Annotated in this window: 13 protein-coding genes and 1 other RNA gene; 8 read left to right on the top strand and 6 right to left on the bottom strand. The window is 63.0% G+C overall.

Translation table 11 applies throughout. From position 1 onward, the window contains the following. Positions 1 to 88 precede the first annotated feature (88 nt). From PI93_RS19225 to PI93_RS19205, 5 genes are all read left to right on the top strand, one after another. Positions 89 to 1,681 (top strand): hypothetical protein, encoded by a 1,593-nt coding sequence (locus PI93_RS19225; RefSeq protein WP_039369306.1) that lies wholly within the window; start codon positions 89 to 91, stop codon positions 1,679 to 1,681. A 380-nt stretch (positions 1,682 to 2,061) separates the two neighbouring features. Further along, positions 2,062 to 2,784, top strand: coding sequence for a gluconate 2-dehydrogenase subunit 3 family protein (locus PI93_RS19220; protein ID WP_039369303.1), 723 nt, complete (start codon positions 2,062 to 2,064; stop codon positions 2,782 to 2,784). A gap of 12 nt (positions 2,785 to 2,796) precedes the next feature. Then, the gene (locus PI93_RS19215; RefSeq protein WP_039369300.1) at positions 2,797 to 4,572 is read left to right on the top strand and encodes a GMC family oxidoreductase; all 1,776 of its coding nucleotides are present in this window, start codon (positions 2,797 to 2,799) and stop codon (positions 4,570 to 4,572) included. An 11-nt stretch (positions 4,573 to 4,583) separates the two neighbouring features. Continuing rightward, positions 4,584 to 5,984: a c-type cytochrome gene (locus PI93_RS19210; protein WP_236105790.1), complete on the top strand. Its 1,401-nt coding sequence runs from the start codon at positions 4,584 to 4,586 to the stop codon at positions 5,982 to 5,984. 150 nt (positions 5,985 to 6,134) lie between these two features. Continuing rightward, positions 6,135 to 6,602 carry a hypothetical protein gene (locus PI93_RS19205; RefSeq protein ID WP_039369297.1) on the top strand — a complete coding sequence of 156 codons (468 nt, stop codon included), beginning with the start codon at positions 6,135 to 6,137 and terminating at the stop codon, positions 6,600 to 6,602. 40 nt (positions 6,603 to 6,642) lie between these two features. On the opposite strand, the gene PI93_RS19200 is transcribed toward PI93_RS19205, so the two are convergent. Together PI93_RS19200 and PI93_RS19195 are read right to left on the bottom strand one after the other, a co-directional pair. Next, the gene (locus PI93_RS19200; protein WP_039369294.1) at positions 6,643 to 7,932 is read right to left on the bottom strand and encodes an MFS transporter; all 1,290 of its coding nucleotides are present in this window, start codon (positions 7,930 to 7,932) and stop codon (positions 6,643 to 6,645) included. A 79-nt stretch (positions 7,933 to 8,011) separates the two neighbouring features. Next, complete coding sequence (locus tag PI93_RS19195; protein ID WP_039369291.1) at positions 8,012 to 8,911, bottom strand: LysR substrate-binding domain-containing protein; 900 nt, start codon at positions 8,909 to 8,911, stop codon at positions 8,012 to 8,014. Positions 8,912 to 9,275: 364 nt separating this feature from the next. On the opposite strand from PI93_RS19195, the gene PI93_RS19190 reads away from it, so the two are divergent. Next, the gene (locus PI93_RS19190; protein ID WP_039369288.1) at positions 9,276 to 9,875 is read left to right on the top strand and encodes a LysE family translocator; all 600 of its coding nucleotides are present in this window, start codon (positions 9,276 to 9,278) and stop codon (positions 9,873 to 9,875) included. Positions 9,876 to 9,993: 118 nt separating this feature from the next. Next, positions 9,994 to 11,064: a linear amide C-N hydrolase gene (locus PI93_RS19185; RefSeq protein ID WP_144400485.1), complete on the top strand. Its 1,071-nt coding sequence runs from the start codon at positions 9,994 to 9,996 to the stop codon at positions 11,062 to 11,064. 73 nt (positions 11,065 to 11,137) lie between these two features. Here the strand turns inward: PI93_RS19185 and ssrA are convergent. From ssrA to ubiG, 4 genes are all read right to left on the bottom strand, one after another. Beyond that, positions 11,138 to 11,496, bottom strand: a transfer-messenger RNA (tmRNA) gene (ssrA, locus tag PI93_RS19180). Positions 11,497 to 11,525: 29 nt separating this feature from the next. Then, on the bottom strand, positions 11,526 to 15,509 hold the full coding sequence (locus tag PI93_RS19175) for a DUF748 domain-containing protein (protein WP_052240595.1): 3,984 nt from the start codon (positions 15,507 to 15,509) through the stop codon (positions 11,526 to 11,528). 117 nt (positions 15,510 to 15,626) lie between these two features. After that, positions 15,627 to 16,352: a phosphoglycolate phosphatase gene (gene gph, locus PI93_RS19170; protein ID WP_052240594.1), complete on the bottom strand. Its 726-nt coding sequence runs from the start codon at positions 16,350 to 16,352 to the stop codon at positions 15,627 to 15,629. Position 16,353: 1 nt separating this feature from the next. Then, positions 16,354 to 17,052 (bottom strand): bifunctional 2-polyprenyl-6-hydroxyphenol methylase/3-demethylubiquinol 3-O-methyltransferase UbiG, encoded by a 699-nt coding sequence (gene ubiG, locus PI93_RS19165; protein ID WP_039369282.1) that lies wholly within the window; start codon positions 17,050 to 17,052, stop codon positions 16,354 to 16,356. Positions 17,053 to 17,496: 444 nt separating this feature from the next. On the opposite strand from ubiG, the gene PI93_RS19160 reads away from it, so the two are divergent. Next, complete coding sequence (locus tag PI93_RS19160; RefSeq protein WP_052240593.1) at positions 17,497 to 18,795, top strand: efflux RND transporter periplasmic adaptor subunit; 1,299 nt, start codon at positions 17,497 to 17,499, stop codon at positions 18,793 to 18,795. Positions 18,796 to 18,799: the final 4 nt, after the last annotated feature.

The following is an 18,799-nucleotide window of genomic DNA, read 5'->3' as shown; positions in this document are numbered from 1 at the left end:
ATTCGACATAATCGAAATCCCCCCGTGGTGAATCCCTTTAGTCTCCTCGCGCCTGAAGACCATCCGGTCTGATTATCTGGAGACGATTATGGGAACAATTTCCGCAGCATCGGGGCATGTACCGGTGCAAATGCTGTCTGCGAGCTGGCCGAAGCTACCGGACGACGGTAACAGCTTCGGCTCGGACTTCCAGCGATTGGGCTCGGTCGCGACCTCTACGCTCGCGCCGATAGGAAAGGCCTGGCAGACGTACCCGGCGCGACAGCGAAGCGATTTGGAGAACAGCGGCATCTCGCTGGGACGCTGGTGCGGGGAGCGAGATCGGGACCTCCTTGCCGCCAACCGTTTGAAAGCCCACCCGCTGATGCCCCAATGCGTCGGCGAGACGCTGGAGCGCTGGCGCACCACGTATCTCGATGCCATCGGCAAAGACGTGAGCTTCGAGCGTGATCGTTCGACAGCGATGCAATCGATGCGCAACGGAATTCCCCTGGCTGTCGGATCGATGCCTCGCGAAGCGCGTCATTACGCCAAGCCATTTGTCCGCACGTTCGATGTGTCGCCGGTGCGCGCCCAGCTTACGCAGATCGCGCCACTGCACGACGAAATCCGCAAGTTGGATGCAACGCTGCAATTGTTGCCGGAAGGCGAGGGAAAGCGGATCGCACGGGGGAATCGCGATGATCTCGTGGCGCTCCGCAATGCGATGGTGAGCCTGACGCTCGATGCTCATGAACGCAAGCGCGACGAACTCAAGGTGGAAACGAGAAAGCTGATCGCGCTTAACGACATGGCGCGCGAGGCCGAGCGAGAGATGTCCAATGGCGGTGCCGATGTGCCTTTGCGTCTTTCCGTGCGCAATGGCAACTGGGTGCTCAAACCGGCGGCGTCGACATCGTGGTTCTCGAAGAATAAAACACGCGCCGCCAATGACGCCGCGCGGCTTGCCTTGCTGCTCGGCTATCCGGCAGATCAGCGTGTCTCGCTCAAGATGATTCGGGATCGGGGTTTCGGGGCATACGAGTATTCGACGGTGCTCAACGATGCGCGAGCCGCGGGACAAGGGAACACGAGATCATGGCTCGCCACCAGAGCGTTGGATATCGACATGGCAAAGACGGCAGGCAGCACGGTGGTGGACGATGTTGCGAAAGCCTTCGAGCACCGACCACTCGGCGACACGCCTGAGCCAGCGCAGGAAGACGATCTGTTCGATGAGAATCATTACGCGTTACTCCCTCTGAATACCAGCGAGCGCAGTGAGCAGGCCCAGGCGTCGGCACAAGTGCATGGCGAGGGTGACGACGCGGTATCGCGTCGACCCGTCGGCGAAGCGAGGACGAACCGCACTTTCGCCGCGCCGGCACATGACGACACGCGGTTCGACGAGGATGAGAGCGAGGAGGAGAGCACGGTGCCGCATTTTCGCGCGCCGGACGGCGCGCAATACGTGCGCATGACGTGGGATGAAACGTCGTCGGCGAGTGCGAGACGCCCACGAATGCCCAGCGCGGTGAGGTTTGCTGAGGCGTTGGACGTCGCCCGTTCGAGCGACACACAGGAGGGATCCCCTCCGCTTCCGTCGCGAGCACTTCCGCCCCCGCCGTTGCGGCCGACATCGTTGCGTTCATCGCCACCGCCGTCGTTCCCACCGCCGCCGCTGCCGCCCATCGATGAGTAATTCATTGCAATTGCTGCATTAAACAGCGAGGCCGCTTCCTGAATGGGGAGCGGCCTTTTTTCATGCCTGGGCGCGCGCGTCTGCGGGCGCGGGTTTCTCATCTGGCGAGTGAAATCGACGCTGGGATTTTGCTTGTCGAAACGCTTCGTGCGCGCGTAATAGTAAATATTTTAATTATCTGCAAGCCTTTCCAATCAATATGTTGCGCGATTTACGCAACAATCTCTTGCTTTGCCATGTAGGGAACTTGTCAGTAGAATGGCCGCGTTATATGCGCTACGCGAGGTGAATGGCCTGTCAGGTTTTCTTCACGCATGGCGAGCCACTGCTTGACTGTCATGCGTGATTCGTCCCGTCCCCCACAAAAAACGGAGAACTCCATGTCACAGGACAAGGAACCGCGCCGGCGCTTTCTGCGCCAGGTGCTGGCGATCGTGCCTGCCACGACTCTCGCCACCGGTGCGACGCTTACGCAGTCCGCCTGTAGCAGCGATAAACCCGCTGCCCCCGCTGCTTCGACCACTCCCTACGAGCCCAAGTACTTTACTGCCGACGAATGGCGTTTCGTGAACGCTGCCGTCGACCGTCTGATTCCCGCCGACGATCTTGGTCCGGGTGCGCTGCAAGCCGATGTGCCGCAGTTCATCGACCGTCAGATGGAGACCCCTTTCGGGCACGGCAAGCTCTGGTACATGCAGGGGCCGTTCCATCCCGATCAGCCGCCCGAGATGGGCTACCAGTTGAGCCTCGTGCCACGTGACATCTACCGTCACGGCATTGCGGCATGCGACGCGTACTGCAAGAAGCAGTACAACAAGGCGTTCGCCGACCTCGATCACGCGACGCAGGAAACCGTGCTGGGCGATCTCGAACACGCAAAGATCGAGTTCGACAGCGTGCCTGCGCGCACATTCTTCTCCTATTTGCTGGCCAACACGAAGGAAGGGTTCCTCTCGGACCCGATTCACGGTGGCAACAAGGACATGGTCGGCTGGAAGCTGGTCGGCTTCCCCGGCGCTCGCGCCGACTATATGGACTGGGTGGACCAGCCCAACGTCAAGTACCCGTATGGGCCCGTGTCGATTTCCGGAAAACGGGGCTAAGGGGACAACGCTATGGCAATCAAGAAAGACAAGGTCGATGCCGTCATCGTGGGCTTTGGCTGGACCGGGGCGATCCTCGGGCAGGAACTCACCGATGCAGGACTCAATGTCGTGGCGCTCGAGCGCGGCGCCATGCGCGACACGCCGACCGACGCGCAGTACCCCAAGGTCATCGACGAACTCGAATACTCGGTGCGAGGCAAGCTCTTTCAGGAGCTGGCCCGCGAGACTGTCACGATTCGTCACACGCCGGACGATCTCGCCGTGCCTTACCGCCAGAACGGCTCGTTCCTGCTGGGCAATGGCGTGGGCGGTGCGGGGTTTCACTGGAACGGCATGCACTACCGCATTCTTCCGGAAGAACTGAAGCTGCGCAGTCATTACGAAGAACGCTACGGCAAGAAGTTCATTCCCGAGGGCATGACGATTCAGGACTTCGGCGTGAGCTATGAAGAACTGGAGCCGCACTTCGACTTCGCCGAGAAGGTGTTCGGCACGTCGGGCAAAGCCGGGAATCTGAACGGCAAGATCGTGCCGGGCGGCAACCCGCGCGAGGGCGCTCGCTCGAGCGAATTCCCCACGCCGCCGCTGCAGAATACTTACGGCGCGACGTTGTTCGAGAAGGCGGCCCGCGACGTGGGTTTCAATCCGTATCCGGCGCCTGCCGCGAATACGTCCGAGCCGTATACGAATCCGTATGGCGTGCGTCTCGGACCGTGCAACTTCTGCGGCTTTTGCGAGAACTACGGCTGCTACATGTATTCGAAGGCGTCGCCGCAGACGACCATCTTGCCGGTATTGCTCAAGAAGACCAATTTCGAACTGCGCACGAACGCGTATGTCGTCAAGGTGAATCTGGACAGCGACGGCAAGAAGGCCACCGGTGTGACGTATATCGACGCGCAGGGCCGCGAAGTCGAGCAGCCTGCCGACCTCGTCATCATGGCAGCCTATCAGATGCACAACGTGCGCTTGCTGCTGCTCTCGGGCATTGGCAAGCCTTACGATCCGAAGACGGGCGAGGGGGTCGTCGGCAAGAACTACGCCTACCAGATGAACGGCGCGGTGAACGTGTTGCTGCCCAAGGGCACGCAGTTGAACCCGTTCATCGGCACGGGCGCCGGTGGCGTGTCGATGGACGACCTGAACGGCGACCAGTTCGACCACGGACCGCTGGGCTTCATTGGCGGCGCGAGTATTCGCCACGTTCGCTATGGCGGGCGTCCGATCAAGATGACCCCGACCGTGCCGGGCACGCCGTCGTGGGGTAGCAAGTGGAAGGCCGGCGTTGCCGACGCCTATCAGCGCTACATGACCATCGGCATTTCCGGTTCCGTCATGTCGTATCGCGATGCTTGCCTCGATCTCGATCCGACGTACAAGGATGCCTACGGCGTGCCGCTGCTGCGCATGACGTTCGACTGGCATGACAACGAATACGCCATGCTGGGGTACATGGGCGACCGGATGGAAGAAGTGGGTCGCGCGATGAATCCCGAGAAGGTGTTTCGCGCGATCCGCAAGAAGGGCACCCATTACGACACGCGGATCTACCAGAGCACGCATACGACCGGGGGCGCCATCATGGGCACCAATCCGTCGAACAGCGTGGTCAACAAGTATCTGCAGAGCTGGGACGTGTCCAACGTGTTCGTGATGGGCGCATCGGCGTTCCCGCAGAACATGGGTTACAACCCCACGGGCGTGGTGGCGGCGCTGGCGTACTGGTCTGCGAAGGCGATTCGCGAACAGTACCTCAAGAACGCCGGCCCGCTGGTGCAAGCCTGAGGAGCGCAACCATGATCCGCAAAACGATGATGAAACGCTCCGTTGGTGTGCTGACAGTCGGGGCGCTCGCGCTCGTGGCCGCTGCCGTGTGGGCGCAGAGCGCGACGGCGCCCTCCGGCGCCGCCGTCTCGCCGGTACCGACGCGTTCGGTTCCCGCCGTGGCCGTGGAGGGCGGAGCACAGTCGCCCGCCGCCAACGATCCGCAAGCGCAACTCGTGAAGCAGGGCGAATATCTCGCTCGTGCGGCCGATTGCGCTGCGTGTCATACGGCCCCCAAGGGCAAGCCGTTCGCAGGCGGTCTGCCGATCGCGTCGCCCATCGGCACGATCTACTCGACGAACATCACGCCGGACAAGGACACCGGAATCGGCAACTACAGCCTCGAAGACTTCGACAAGGCGGTGCGTCACGGCGTCGCGAAGAATGGCTCGACGCTGTATCCGGCCATGCCGTACACGTCGTATGCGAAAGTGCGTCCGGCGGACGTGAAGGCGTTGTATGCCTACTTCATGGGCGGCGTGCAGCCTGTCGCGCAGGCGAACAAGGCAACGGACATTCCGTGGCCGATGTCGATGCGCTGGCCGTTGTCGATCTGGCGCAAGATGTTCGCTCCGGCGGTCGTGGCCGATGCCGCGTCGACCGACAACGATCCGATCTCGCGCGGACGTTATCTCGTCGAAGGTCTGGGCCATTGCAGTGCCTGTCATACGCCGCGTGGCGTGGCCTTGCAGGAGAAGGCGCTGACGGACGACAGCACCGCGTTCCTCTCGGGGGGCGTGGTCGACAACTTCCTTGCGAAGAACCTGCGTGGCGATGCGACCGACGGTCTGGGCAACTGGAGTGAAGGCGACATCACGGCATTCCTCAAGGGCGGGCGTAACGACCATTCGGCAGCCTTCGGCGGCATGTCGGACGTCGTGCAGCACAGCACGCAGTACATGAACGACGACGATCTCACCGCCGTCGCCAAGTACCTGAAGACGCTTAAACCGGTCGATCCGAACGCCAAGGCACTGGCCTACGATGAAACCGCGGCCAAGGCGTTGCGTGCGGGCTCCGACAAGAGCAACGGTGCGCTGACCTTCATCGACAACTGTGCCGCGTGCCACCGCAGCACGGGCAAGGGCTACACGCAGACGTTCCCGACGCTTGCGCTCAGTTCGACGGTGAACTCGGCAGACCCGACCTCGCTCATCCATATCGTCTTGCGCGGGGCAGAAATGCCTTCGACGAAGTCGGCGCCGACGCATTACGCGATGCCGGGCTTCGACGACCGCCTGACCGATCAGGATGTGGCCGATGTGCTGACGTTCGTGCGTTCGAGCTGGGGCAACAAGGCACCGGCAGTCACGACCGCGCAAGTGGCGAAGGTGCGCAAGGACGTGGGCGCCGCACCGCAGCCGCAGCGTTAAATGTGTGATGTGTCGTGTTCGCGGCCGGCGCTGGCCGACGCGGGCACGTTGCCTGTGGTGAAATAAAGCCCCGCCGGGCTGTTCCGCCGGCGGGGTTTTTTCATGTTCGCGATCTGTCGGCGCGAACGCTATCGATGCAGGAGGGGCAGGGTGCCATTCATACTTCTCGCGCTCGTCGTGCTGGCGGGCATCGTGTACGGTGCGGTGCGTGTATATGACGCCGTGGCGCTTCGCTTCGGCACGCTGGCCGCCGTCGCGACGATTGTTGTATGTGTGTTGATCGTCGTGTGGCTCATCGGGAATGCGGTACGCCATTATCGCGCCGTGCATGGCGTGCGGCGCGATGGCAAACGGTGTGTCAGCGTCACGGGCGAGTGGGGCGAACTCACGCTCGACGCCGAGCGCAAGATGGGCACGATTCGCGTCGCGGAGCATGAGACGCGCTTCGTGTTTTCGGATGTGTCGTCGGCGCATCCGGTGAACGAGGGCGGCCGGTGGTGGCTCGTGCTCGAACTTGCCCATCAGGCGCAAGCCAATTGGCGTGTGCCGATGCCCGACCGTTCGCTGGCGCAGCGCTGGACGAAGATATTTCGTCTGGTGAGCGCGCATCGGCTGTAATTGGCTCATTCCCTCGCTCGGTCCCACCCACCGGCGGCACTCAGACGCTGGCAGGCATCGGTGATCGGACGGGGGGCGCCACGCGGTCGTCGTTGATCGGGAAGTGAAGGGCGGCCGCTACCGCACCGAGGATCGCCGTCGCAGCCCAGATGAGGTTGTACGAGCCGGTGACGTCGAGCACATAGCCGCCCAGCCAGGCCCCGAGGAACGAGCCGACCTGATGGCTCATGAAGCACAGGCCGAAGAGCGTTCCCAGATGTTGAGTACCGAAGACCTTCGCCACCAGACCGCTCGTGAGCGGCACGGTGCCGAGCCACGTTAGCCCCATGACGGCGGCAAAGATCACCACGCTTGTGTCGGACTTCGGCAGCAGGAAGAAGAGTGCGATGGCCGCCCCGCGAATCAGGTACAACCAGCCCAGCACGTGATGCTGACGATATCGTCCGCCGAGCCAGCCGCACGCCCAACTTCCCGCCATATTGAACAGGCCAATCAGGGCGAGCGCCGTGGCCCCCAGACCGACGGGCATATGGCACATCAGCAGATAGCCAGGCAGGTGCGTGGCAATGAAGGCCAACTGGAAGCCGCAGGTGAAGAAGCCGAGCGTCAGCAATTGATACCCACGGTGGGTGCGTGCCTGATGCAGCACGTCGCGCAGTGAGACATGTTCGCTGTCGTTGTCGGTCTTGGGAGCGGTGGGCGTGCCGGTAACGCCCGAAGCGGTTGCCTTGCTGCGCCGTTGCAGCGTCATGACCAGACCGAGCGGCGCGGCGCAGCACAGGATCAGCGCAAGGACGAAGAGCGAGGTCGATACGCCGTAGGTCTGACGCAGACCTTGCGCGATGGGGACCAGCGCCACTTGTCCGAGCGAGCCGCCAGCGCTCACGAGTCCCATTGCCATCGTGCGCTTCTCTGGCGTCACGGCGCGGCTGACGGCGGGCAGTACCACGCCGAACGTCGTGCAACTGATGCCGAGCCCGACCAGCACGCCAAGCCCGATGACGAGCCATATGCCTGACGGCGCCAACGCCGCCATCGCGAGTCCGCCGGCGAAAGCAAAGGCGCCGAAGGCAACCACGGGGGCGGGGCCGTGACGGTCTGCCATGGCCCCGGCAAACGGTTGAGCGAATCCCCACACGAGATTGTGCAATGCGATGGCGAAGGCGACGAGGGTAACGGGCACGCCCCGATCGTAAGAGAACGGATTGATGAACAGACCGAACGTCTGGCGAGTGCCCATCGCCGCACTCAGCACGAGTGCACCGGCAATGATGATCAGGGTGACGCGGTTTTGTAACGAGGGCGATGCGGAAACAACGGATTTTTGCATGGCGGTGAGTCCTCCTCACCGTAGTCTCGCAATGAAATCCACGTATAGCAAAGGAGTTGTGCGCTGTCTCGGGTGAATTTTATTCACCTAAGGGCGGGCGAGCCTGCTCGATCACCCATTCTCGGAACGCCACGCATTCGGGGTGCGGATCGATGTCGTGCGCGCAGATCAGCCAATAGGCGCCTTGCGCTGGCGTGGTGATGTCGTGCGCGGGCACCAGCGCGCCGCTTGCGAGATATTCGTCGACCAGCGGACGACGGCCGATGACGACGCCAAGGTCGGTCATTGCCGCTTCGAACGCCATCTGAATGCTGTCGAAACTCAGTCCGCCTTGCGCATCGAAGTCGTCGATGCCGGCGCTTTCGATCCAGCCTTGCCAATCTTCGCTGGCGCTGCTGACGTGGATTCGCGTGACGGTGCGCAGGTCGATCCTGCCGTGCGCGTCGGCGTGGCTTGCGTGATATGCCGGGCTGCACACGGGCACGAATCGTTCGCTGAACAGCCGGTGCCAGGTGTCGCTCGCGACCGGAGCGCGCGAGAGGCGGATGGCGAAGTCGAACCCGTCGGTCGGGAAACCCACCTGCCGGCGCGATGTGTCCACCGTGATGTCGACGTTCGGCATACGTTTCACGAATGTTTCAAGCCGGGGCAGAAGCCAGCGTGAGGCGAAGGTCGGGGCACAGGTAATGGCGATGGCGCGCGAGGCGTCGGGGGTGGGCAGGCGTCGCGTACCGGTGAGCAGTAGCGAGAACGCTTCAGTCACATAGGCGAGATAGTCCACGCCTTCCGGCGTGAGCGAGAGCCCTTGTGGCGAACGGGTGAACAGGGCGACGCCCAGCGTTTGCTCCAGCCCGACAATGCCGTGGCTCACCGCGCTCGGCGTGAGATGCAACTCGGCGGCGGCGCGTTTGAAGCTCTGGTGGCGCCCGGCCGCTTCGAACAGGCGCAGGGCGGATAGCGGTGGCAGGCGGGGCGGCATCGGGGGCGGTGTCGAGCGGTCGGTGAGCGAGGATAGTGGCGGTAGCAGGCGCTGCGCGCCGGTATCGACGGCTTCGTTCGGATGCCTTCGATTTTCGCACGACGCCGGGGATTGTGTGGCAGTGGGTCGTCAATCGGGCAGGCATGCCTGCCGACGAGGGGCTGGCGTCGAAACTGTCATGGTGGGTGACCGGTACAGGCCTGTCCGAATTTGGCGAACTGTACCGGGATTCGGAAGATGGCCGTGCCTATTCTGTGTTTCCGCTGCGCTTCCACCATGCTCCCGCCGTGTCTCCGATGCGGCGCCGCGACTTCCGGGCCGACTGCCGGACGCGGGCTGAAGCGAGTGTTTCAGACTTTCGAATATGACGACCGAACAATTGCTGGCCTTCTGTGCTTTCGCTGTCATCACACTGGTGACGCCGGGGCCGAACAATATGATGATTCTCGCCTCGGGGCTGAACTACGGCTTCGTGCGCACGTTGCCGCATCTGGCCGGCATTGCCTTCGGCTTTGCGCTGATGGTCTTTCTGACGGGCACGGGATTGCACTCGGTCTTCGTGCGTTTCCCGGTGATTCACACCGTGCTGAGGTATGTCGGCGCGGCATATTTGTTGTGGCTCGCGTGGCATCTGGCGCGTTCGGGGCCGATGGATGGCGCGCGTCGTGAGCGCGAACGGCCAATGGGGTTTCTCGGTGCGGCGGCGTTCCAGTGGGTGAATCCGAAGGCATGGGTGATGGCGATCGGGGCGATCAGCACCTACCTGCCCAATGCGTCGCATTTGCCTGACGTGATGGTGCTTGCGCTGATCTATGGCGTGTTGTGCGCGCCGTGTATCGGCTTGTGGGCCGGCTTCGGCGTCGCGATGCGTCGTGTGCTCACCGATGCGCGCTCGGTGCGGATCTTCAATGGATTTGCGGCGGCACTGCTGGTGGCGTCGCTCTATCCGATTCTCGTCGAGTGAGGTTGCGCGGGGCTTGAGGGTTCGGTGACGAGTGTGGCGCTGGCATCGAGGATTCCATCGTTATACTGACGGCTTGCGCGAATCCTTCCCTCAAACGTGAGGTATCGTCATGCCCCGCATGTTTGTCAAAACGCTGCCTTGCCTTGTCGCGGCAGCAACGCTCGCACTCTCTGCGCCGTCGTCATTGGCCTGCACCCGGGTGGTGTATCTCGGCGCGAACGACGACGTCATCACGGCACGCTCGATGGACTGGAAGCTCGACGTCGCCACCAATCTCTATGTGTTGCCGCGTGGCATCACGCGTTCGGGCGAAGCCGGGCCGAACTCCCTTCGCTGGACGGCCAGATATGGCAGTGTGGTGGCCACGGGTTACGACGTTTCGACGACGGACGGCGTCAATGAGAAAGGGTTGTCTGCGCAGTTGCTATGGCTGGTGGAGTCGCAATATCCGACCTTCGACAAGGGCTCGAAGCCGGGGCTGACGATCGCCGCCTGGGCCCAATACGTGCTGGACAACTTTGCGACGGTCGCCGAAGCCGTCGCGGCGCTGGAGAAAGTGCCGTTCACGATTGTGACGGACAACGTGCCGGGCGAGAACCGGCTCACGACGCTGCACCTGTCGATGTCGGACAAGTCTGGCGATAGCGCCATCGTCGAGTACATCGACGGCCGGCAGGTGATTCACCATGGTCGTCAGTATCAGGTGATGACGAACTCGCCGACATTCGACGAGCAATTGGCATTGAATACGTACTGGAAGCAGATCGGAGGGACGACGTTCCTGCCGGGAACGAATCGCTCGTCGGATCGTTTTGCGCGGGCGTCGTTCTACATCAATGCGATTCCGAAGAACGAAGATCCGGTCGAGGCGCTGGCCAGCGTGTTCAGTGTGATTCGCAATGCGTCGGTGCCGTATGGGATCACGACGCCGGGCGAACCGAATATTTCGTCGACGCGCTGGCGCACGGTGGTCGATCACAAGCGCATGCTTTACTTCTTCGAATCGGCGCTGACGCCGAACACGTTCTGGGTGGATTTGAACAAGGTGGATTTTGCCGCCGGGGCGCCGGTGAAGCGGCTGGATCTCGGTAAGGATCAGCGCAACACGTTCAGCGGCGAAGTGTCCGCCGATTTCAAGACGGCGCCGCCGTTTCCGTTTCTTGGGTTGAATACAGGGAAGGGGCGTTGAAAAAGAAAAACCCCGAAGAGGCTTGCTCTATCGGGGTTTTACGGAAGACTGAGACAGTCTTCGGAAGTGTTGTTGGTGGAGCCGGCGGGGATCGAACCCGCGTCCGCAAGCACTCTACGATCAGTTCTACATACTTAGTTCAGTCATTTGATTTAACCGTTTTGTCGCGGACGAACACGCTTCGCAACGGCGATCCACTTGATTTTCGGCCCCGGCGCCATGGCACCACCGGAGATTAGCTGATGTAAATAACCTCGCGTGGTATTGCTACCCTAACCCATCAGCGAGCTAGTGCGAGGTAGGCGCCCTTAGGCAGCCAGTGCGTAACGGTCGTTGTTAGCGGTTACTTAATTTCCCATTGATTAACGAGGTGACGGGTCCTCGGTATGCCCTGAATCGCTTCGCTACCCACGTCGAAACCATGTCGGCCCCAGTGGAGTAGCGATTATGACACAAATGGCTCATTTCAGTGCGAAGTCCACCCGGGTGGTCGCCCCCTTGTCCTTGATGCCATCGGCATTGAGCTTCGGTGCCACCACGAACAACCGATCCGACGCGATCTTCCCGTCCAGCCACGATCGCACCCGTTGGGCACGCCGTTCCGCCAACGCCCGCAGATCGTCATCGTTCACCTTGACGTTCGTCTCCAGCAGCTTTTCCATCTCGTCATCCGGCAGCGACTTGGCAAACCCGATCATGTTGCGCGGCTTGGCAAAGTCCGCCGCCTTGTAAGCGGCCGTCAAGTACTTGCTGCGCTCCTCCGGGCTCACCGTCACGCTGTCGACGTCGATGCTTTCGCCCTTGCCGACCATCGACTTGACCTTCTGCGCCTTGATCGCACGTTCCACGGCCACGCTGCGCAAACCGTCGGTGTCCTTCGCGGGATCGACGCGGCCCTCGATATCCAGCTTCAGCGCCTCGCGATCGGTCAATGCCTTCACCAGCGTCTCGAGCCGCTTTTCGCTCTCGGGCGTCAGCCGTGCGCTCCCGGGCGCGAACTCCACATAGCCCAACTCCTGATCACCGCCGCCAAACGCCGACGCCAGCAAGCTGAACGGTGCCGTCACCGCCTTGACGATCAGGTTCACGAACGCCCGGAAAATCACGCCACCGAGGCTGAACTGCGGATCGTCGAGCGAGCCGGAAATCGGAATGTCGACGTCGATCTCGCCCCGCGAATTCTTCAGCAGCGATACCGCCAGCCGCACCGGCAAATTCGTGGCCGTCGGACTTTCCACGCGGTCGCCGAACGTCAACTGGTCGATGAAGATATGGTTGTTCGCCGTGAGCTTCGCCTGATCGAGCAAGTAGTGCACATCCACCGTGAGCTTGCCCTTTTCGATGGGGTAGCCCGCGTATTTGGTGGAGTACGGCGTCAGGTTGGTCAGCTCGATGCCGTCAGCCTTGGCGCCAATATCCACAAACGCCATCGGCGCAAGCGGATTGATCTTGCCGGTGATACCGATCGGCGCATTGCGGTTGACCTTGCCTTGCAGCGCCACTTCCGCAGGTTCGGTCGTTGCCGTGCCGAACGCGCCGATACGTCCGCCGATGTCCGTCAGATTGGCCGTGTAGTTCGGCTTGACGAAGTTGTCGGTAAAGTTGATGTTCCCGCCCTGCAACGTGATACGTCCGATGTGGACGTCCGCAGGCAGGGCCTTGCCGGCGCCGTAGCCCGGGCCGCGCTGCGCGGTCGTCTCGCCCGGTTTCTGCTCCTTCTTCTCGACTTCCGTCGGTTGCCCGGCTTCAACGGCAGATGCCGCCGCATCAAGCGGTGGCTTTTCCGCTGCCCCGCCGAGTGGCACGCCTTCGTTGGCGCGCGTGAGCGACCGGGGCGCCGTCTCCTTGTTGCCGACCACGTCGGCCAGATTCAGCCGCCCGTTGGCGTTGATGATCAGTCGCGCGTAGAACCGCGACAACGCAATGCTGCCCATCTGCACATTGGGCTTGCCACTGCCTACCGCCAGATTGATCTGCTGAACGGACAACGCGTTCCAACGCATGAAGTCGTCCGCCGTCACCTTGTCGAGCAAGCGGACGTTGCCGAGCGTTGCATCACCGCGATACGTCGCCTGCGGGGTATCGCCCTTCATGGCAAAGGTGGCGCGCCCGTTGCTGGAGAGCAGGGCGCTGGCGATGCTCGCGTTCAGTTGATCGCTCATATAGGAGTCGAACGCGGCCAGATCGAGTTGCTGCGTCTTGATCTGGAGGTCGCCCGCGAGCGGTTGCGGCGTGATGTTGCCGGAGGCGTTGAGCGAACCCTTCTTATTGAGCGTGCCGTTGACTTCGAGTTGCAACGGTTTGCTCATGTCCTGCGACGCACCTTGCACCTTGACGTTCAGGGGCGCAAATTTTGCGTTGATCGGACGGCCTTTGACGTCACGATCTTCGAACCCGATGCTCGCGTTCTCGATGGCGACCTTGCCAACCTTCCATTGCCAGTCGCCGGCACTTGCCTGAGGTCCCGAGGCCTTGGCAGAGGTTCGGCGACCGCGTTCGGTGCCAACGCGCGACTGGATACTCTGAGCGTTGCTAGTGGCGGCCTTCGGCTGACCATTCCCGGTCAGGGCGAGCAGGTTGATCTTGCCGTCCTTGTCCCGGCGTGCCGAGACATCCAGCCCGGTGACCGTGACCTCGTCGACGACCGCCTGCCGTGCGCCCAGATCGAAACGTGAAAGTTTCGCTTCCGCCTTGGCAAGCTTGAGCGGCGCATCGCCCTTTTGGCCGGTAAGCCACTCGATCTTCTCAAGCGTGGCCGTAGCCGGCGAAATTTGCACGTTCGGCTGCTTGTCGGGAGAGAAGGCCGCGTTGAACTTGGCCTGTGCACCCACCGTACCGCTCTTCAGATCGCCCGCGAGCGCGCCTTGCGCCAAGGGCAGCAACGGCGCGAGGGCAATCGACTGCGCGTCGAGTTCGCCGCTTGCGTTGTATGCGTTCAGACTGAACTGGCCATGTGCTTTAACCGAGCCGCCGCTCTGAATGCCGAGCGACGCGTCATACGTCGCCGGTTCCTTGCCGAGCGTCGAGAACTGCTTCACACCGATCTGAACGTTCTCCAACGCCACGCTCGCCGGTTTCGCCCCACGTTCGTCGGTGAAGCGCACTTTGCTGTTCACGAGCGAGACGTCGCCGATCAGCAGATCGAGCGGCGTGGGCTGGGCCGCAGCCTGTGTCTTGACTTGCGCCGCTTCGGCAGCCGACGCCGGCGTTGCCGGTCGTGCCGTCTGCTGCGCCGGGACTTGCGGGGCACTTCTGGCCGCCTCGTGGGCTTGCGGAGACGCTGCGGCCTGATCGACCGCCTTGCCCACGGCCTTGATTACCGTGCGCTGCGGCAGCAGCGCCTTTTCGACATTGAGCGAACCGTCTTTTCTCAGCGTGACCTGCTGGTCGAGGCCATCGATACGAACACTATCGATATGAATGACGTTGTTGAGCGGCTCCACCTTGGCCAGCTTCACATCGACTTGCTTGACGGCGACGATCGGCGAACCATCCGACTCGACGACCTTGGCATCCGAGAGTCCGGCCGTGCCCGTGAGCAGGACATGGTTGCCTTCCTTGTCACGCGTGAAGCGCAGCTTGAGGTCCGTGCTGATCGAGGCGCTTTTGATTTGTGCCGGCACCGTGAGCGGCGAGTAACCGAGGTACTTCGGTACATCGAGATGGTCGAGTTTGATGTCGACCGTCGATTCCATGGAGTCGGCGAACGGCTTGGTCTGCCCCGAGATGTGCAGCGGCGACCCGTCGATGGACGCCTGAAGCAGTGGCTGCACGAAGATATCGGTATCGGCCGGCAGATTGGCGATGAACGGCACACCGACCTGCAGATTGTCGACGACGTGCTTTTCGTTCTGCACGGTATCGTCGACGCGGATCGTGCCGTTCTTGATCTGAACGTTGTTCAGTGCAAAGCGCGCGGGCTTCGAAGGCTCGGGCGACGGCGGCCCGGACGTCGCGCGATCGATGATGTCCGAGAAGTTGAAACGCTGCGGCGCGGTGCGCACGATATTGACGACCGGTGTGTCGATGTAAAGCTCGTCGACGATCGGCGCAAAACGGAACACGGACCCCCACGAAGCGTTCACACGCAACATGCCAACGTCGACGAATGGCTGCCCCGGTGTCTTGTCGCCGATGTGGACCTGACGCAGATCGAGGCGCAGGGTGTAGGGATTGAAGCTGACGCCACCCACGCTCACCGGCCGTTCCAGATAGGCGGAGAGCTTGTCGACGGCGTAATGCTTCAGGACGGCAGGTACCGTGAAATAGCTGACGACACCGAACACGGCAATGACGCCAGCGGCCCACAGGCCGGTCTTGCGCGCGCGGCGGCGCACGTCGGGATCGCGTCCAAGCGCTTGTGCGCGGGCGACGCCTTGCTGCAGGCGGGTGCCGCCCGAGGTGGTGTTCGAAGAGGGTTTGCGATCGTTCGCTTGCTCGGCCATGCGGTCTCCCGTAAGTCGCCAGTGAAGCACGCGCCGCGCCACTGTTGCGCGGCGGGACAGATCCGGGACCGGCCGCTGCGGCAGCGGCCCTGTCCCGGCAGGCAATGACGTGGCCGGTCAGGCCTGCGACATCACCAGCGGGGCGATCGCACCCGCGCGTTCGACGACGGCGTCGGCCTGCCACTGAGCCGGGGCCAACGTATCGCCGCAATAACCGTAAGCGGCCGCAACGGTCGCCATCCCCGCCGCTTTGCCCGCCTGAATGTCGCGCAGATCGTCGCCGACATACACGATCTGCGTCGGTGCGACACCGATGCACTCGGCTGCGTACAGTAGCGGCGCCGGGTGCGGCTTGCTATGCGGCGTGGTGTCGCCGGACACCACGCAGGCAGCACCGTCGGCGAGCCCCAGCAGCTTCACGAGTGGATTCGTCAGCCGGGCTGCCTTGTTGGTGACGATGCCCCAGGGCATGCCGCGTTCGGCCAGTGCCGCGAGCAACGCAGGTACACCGTCGAACAGATGACTTTGTACGCACAAGGCGGCTTCGTAATTGGCAAGAAACGCATCGCGCAACGAGGGGAACGCCGCGTCGTCGGGGCCAATGCCGAAGGCACTGCCGATCAATCCGCGCGCGCCGTGCGAGGCCTGCAAACGCAACGTCTCGTAAGGACCCGGCGGCAAACCGCGGTCGGTACGCACTTTGTTGACCGCAGCAACGAGATCCGGTGCCGTGTCGGCGAGCGTGCCGTCCAGATCGAACAGGACCGCGCGCACGTTGCCGTTCAACAGGCGCTGTGCAGCTTCGGGAGCGGAGGTGGGCACTCGGGCGGGGGGCTCGAACATATCAGGCATCGCGCGTGCACGCGATCATGTAATTGACGTCGGTGTCGCGATTGATCGCGTAACGCTTGCTCAGCGGGTTGTACGTCATGCCGCGCAGGTCGCGCACCGTGAGTCCGCTGGCGCGGGCAAACGACGCGAGTTCCGACGGGCGAATGAACTTGGCGTAATCGTGCGTGCCGCGCGGCAGCATGCGCAGCACATACTCGGCGCCGACCACGGCCAGCAACCAGGCCTTGGGCTTGCGGTTGAGCGTCGAGAAGAAGACATGGCCGCCCGGTTTGACGAGCGTTGCGCAGGCCGCCACGATCGACGCGGGCGACGGCACATGCTCAAGCATTTCCATGCACGTCACCACGTCGTAGGTTCCGGCGTCGCGGGCGGCCAGGGCCTCGGCCGAAATTTCTTCGTAATCGATGGACAGGCCCGCTTCCAGGCTATGCAGGTCGGCCACGCCGAGCGCCTTCTTCGACAGGTCGATCCCCTTCACGCGCGCCCCCTGACGAGCCATCGATTCGGAGAGGATGCCGCCGCCGCAGCCAATGTCCAGCACACGTTTGCCTTGCAGCGGCACATGTTGCTCGATCCAGTCGAGACGCAACGGGTTGATCTCGTGCAGCGGCTTGAATTCGCTGTGCGGGTCCCACCAACGGTGGGCCAATTCACTGAATTTATTGAGTTCTTGCGGATCGGCGTTCATCACTTGCTCATGGACATTGACGGCTCGGGGCAGGCAGGAGGCTGCGCGGCAGCGCGTGCCCGCGGATCGGGGCTGACCGGCGGCGCCGTCGAGATTGGGCAAGTATAACGAAGTGAGTATGCCCATGTCCAAAGCGCGAGGCGTGGCGCGGCCCCGCAGCCAGTTCGCTGCCGACGCGTCGTGGGTAAAACAGACGTTTGGAATCCACAAAACGTCATGCTCGCCCCCGCATGGCGCGAGCATGGCAGCCGGCTGTCCGTCACGTGGCAAGGCCTTGTATAGGCAGGGAAAATGCGGACTGCGAGCCCTGCGCAGATACGACACACTCGTGAGCACATCCCGCCATCCGGCCGGGACGATATCGGGTTTGTCGCAGCGTCAGACGGCGCCGGCCGTCGCCGCGACGGACCCCCGGCCATTCTGGATCGGACTCCCCAGGGAGGCGTCATGACGCAACCCACGGCGCAAGACAATGCCGGGCCCGCGCCCGACGACCCACGCCGCTCTGACGCGTCGCGTCGCTGGCGCTGGCTCGTCCTCGTCGCGTTGGTCGTCGTGGCGCTGCTGGTCTGGCGCTGGGCGGCGCACCGCACGGCACCGCCTGCTGCACCGCCGCCTCCTGTCGCCGTCGTGTCGAGCGTTGTGACGGCTGCGGACCTGCCGCGCTACGTCATCGGGATCGGCACTGTGCAGGCCACCACGTCGGTCACGGTGCGCGCACGGGTCGACGGTCAGATCGAACGGGTGGCGTTCTCCGAAGGGCGTGACGTGAAGGCGGGCGACTTGCTCGTGCAAATCGACGCGAGGCCGTACCGAGCGCAGCTCGAACAGGCGCGTGCCACGAAGGCACGCGACGTCGCGCAGCTCGTGAACGCGCGGCTCGATCTGAAGCGCTACCAGACCCTCGCCGCACAGGGGGCGTCGTCCCAGCAGCAGGCGGATACGCAGGCTGCGCTCGTCAAGCAGCTCGAAGCGGCGGTGCTGACCGATCAGGCACAGATCGACTACGCGTCGGTGCAACTCGATTACACGACGATCCGGTCTCCCATTGACGGGCGGACCGGGGTACGTCTGGTCGATGTCGGCAATATCGTGCACGCCGCCGACGCGAGCGGCATCGTCATCGTCAATCAGATCGATCCGATCACGGTGCTGTTCACCTTGCCCGAGGACACCGTCGGCGCCGTGAATGCCGCGATGCAGACGGCGGGCAATGCGGGGCTGGCGGTCGACGCTTACGCGCGAAATGGGGGGGAGCGATTGGCCTCCGGAAAACTCACGCTTATCAACAATCAGATCGACAACACGAGCGGCACCGTGCAGCTCAAGGCGACGTTCGCGAACGCCGGCCATCGGCTGTGGCCCGGCCAGTATGTCAATGCGCGGCTGACGCTCGGGGTGATGTCGCAGGCAATCGCGCTCGATGCGTCGGTGGTGCAGAACGGTCCCGGTGGGACTTTCGTCTATGTGGTGAACGAGCAGGGGCGGGCGGCGGTACAACCCGTGAAGGTGGGCGTCACGCAGGGTACGCAGGCCATCATCGAGAGCGGCCTGACGGCGGGCACGCGGGTGGTCGTCGACGGGCAACTCAAGTTGCGTCCAGGAACGCCGGTCATGGAGGCGCGCAATACGTCCGGGGGCGGGGCGGCGACCGCGCAGACGACGAGCCGTGGCGCCGGGGCGATGCCGCCACCTGCGGGTTCCGGCACCCACGCAGCCGGGACATCGGGTTCTGCGGGCCGCTAGCGCG

This window comes from Pandoraea fibrosis (assembly GCF_000807775.2).
In the GTDB taxonomy this organism is placed as follows: domain Bacteria; phylum Pseudomonadota; class Gammaproteobacteria; order Burkholderiales; family Burkholderiaceae; genus Pandoraea; species Pandoraea fibrosis.
The sequence above is the reverse complement of the archived record's forward strand: the minus strand, read 5'-3'. Positions and strand labels throughout refer to the sequence as shown.

Excerpts from the sequence above, each read along its gene's own strand:
- gph (WP_052240594.1), bottom strand. The coding sequence starts at position 16,352 with ATGTTCGAGCCCCCCGCCCGAGTGCCCACCTCCGCTCCCGAAGCTGCA.
- PI93_RS19195 (WP_039369291.1), bottom strand. The coding sequence starts at position 8,911 with ATGCCGCCCCGCCTGCCACCGCTATCCGCCCTGCGCCTGTTCGAAGCG.
- PI93_RS19185 (WP_144400485.1), top strand. The coding sequence starts at position 9,994 with ATGTTTGTCAAAACGCTGCCTTGCCTTGTCGCGGCAGCAACGCTCGCA.
- PI93_RS19200 (WP_039369294.1), bottom strand. The coding sequence starts at position 7,932 with ATGCAAAAATCCGTTGTTTCCGCATCGCCCTCGTTACAAAACCGCGTC.
- PI93_RS19225 (WP_039369306.1), top strand. The coding sequence starts at position 89 with ATGGGAACAATTTCCGCAGCATCGGGGCATGTACCGGTGCAAATGCTG.
- PI93_RS19215 (WP_039369300.1), top strand. The coding sequence starts at position 2,797 with ATGGCAATCAAGAAAGACAAGGTCGATGCCGTCATCGTGGGCTTTGGC.
- PI93_RS19220 (WP_039369303.1), top strand. The coding sequence starts at position 2,062 with ATGTCACAGGACAAGGAACCGCGCCGGCGCTTTCTGCGCCAGGTGCTG.
- PI93_RS19160 (WP_052240593.1), top strand. The coding sequence starts at position 17,497 with ATGACGCAACCCACGGCGCAAGACAATGCCGGGCCCGCGCCCGACGAC.
- PI93_RS19175 (WP_052240595.1), bottom strand. The coding sequence starts at position 15,509 with ATGGCCGAGCAAGCGAACGATCGCAAACCCTCTTCGAACACCACCTCG.
- PI93_RS19210 (WP_236105790.1), top strand. The coding sequence starts at position 4,584 with ATGATCCGCAAAACGATGATGAAACGCTCCGTTGGTGTGCTGACAGTC.
- PI93_RS19190 (WP_039369288.1), top strand. The coding sequence starts at position 9,276 with ATGACGACCGAACAATTGCTGGCCTTCTGTGCTTTCGCTGTCATCACA.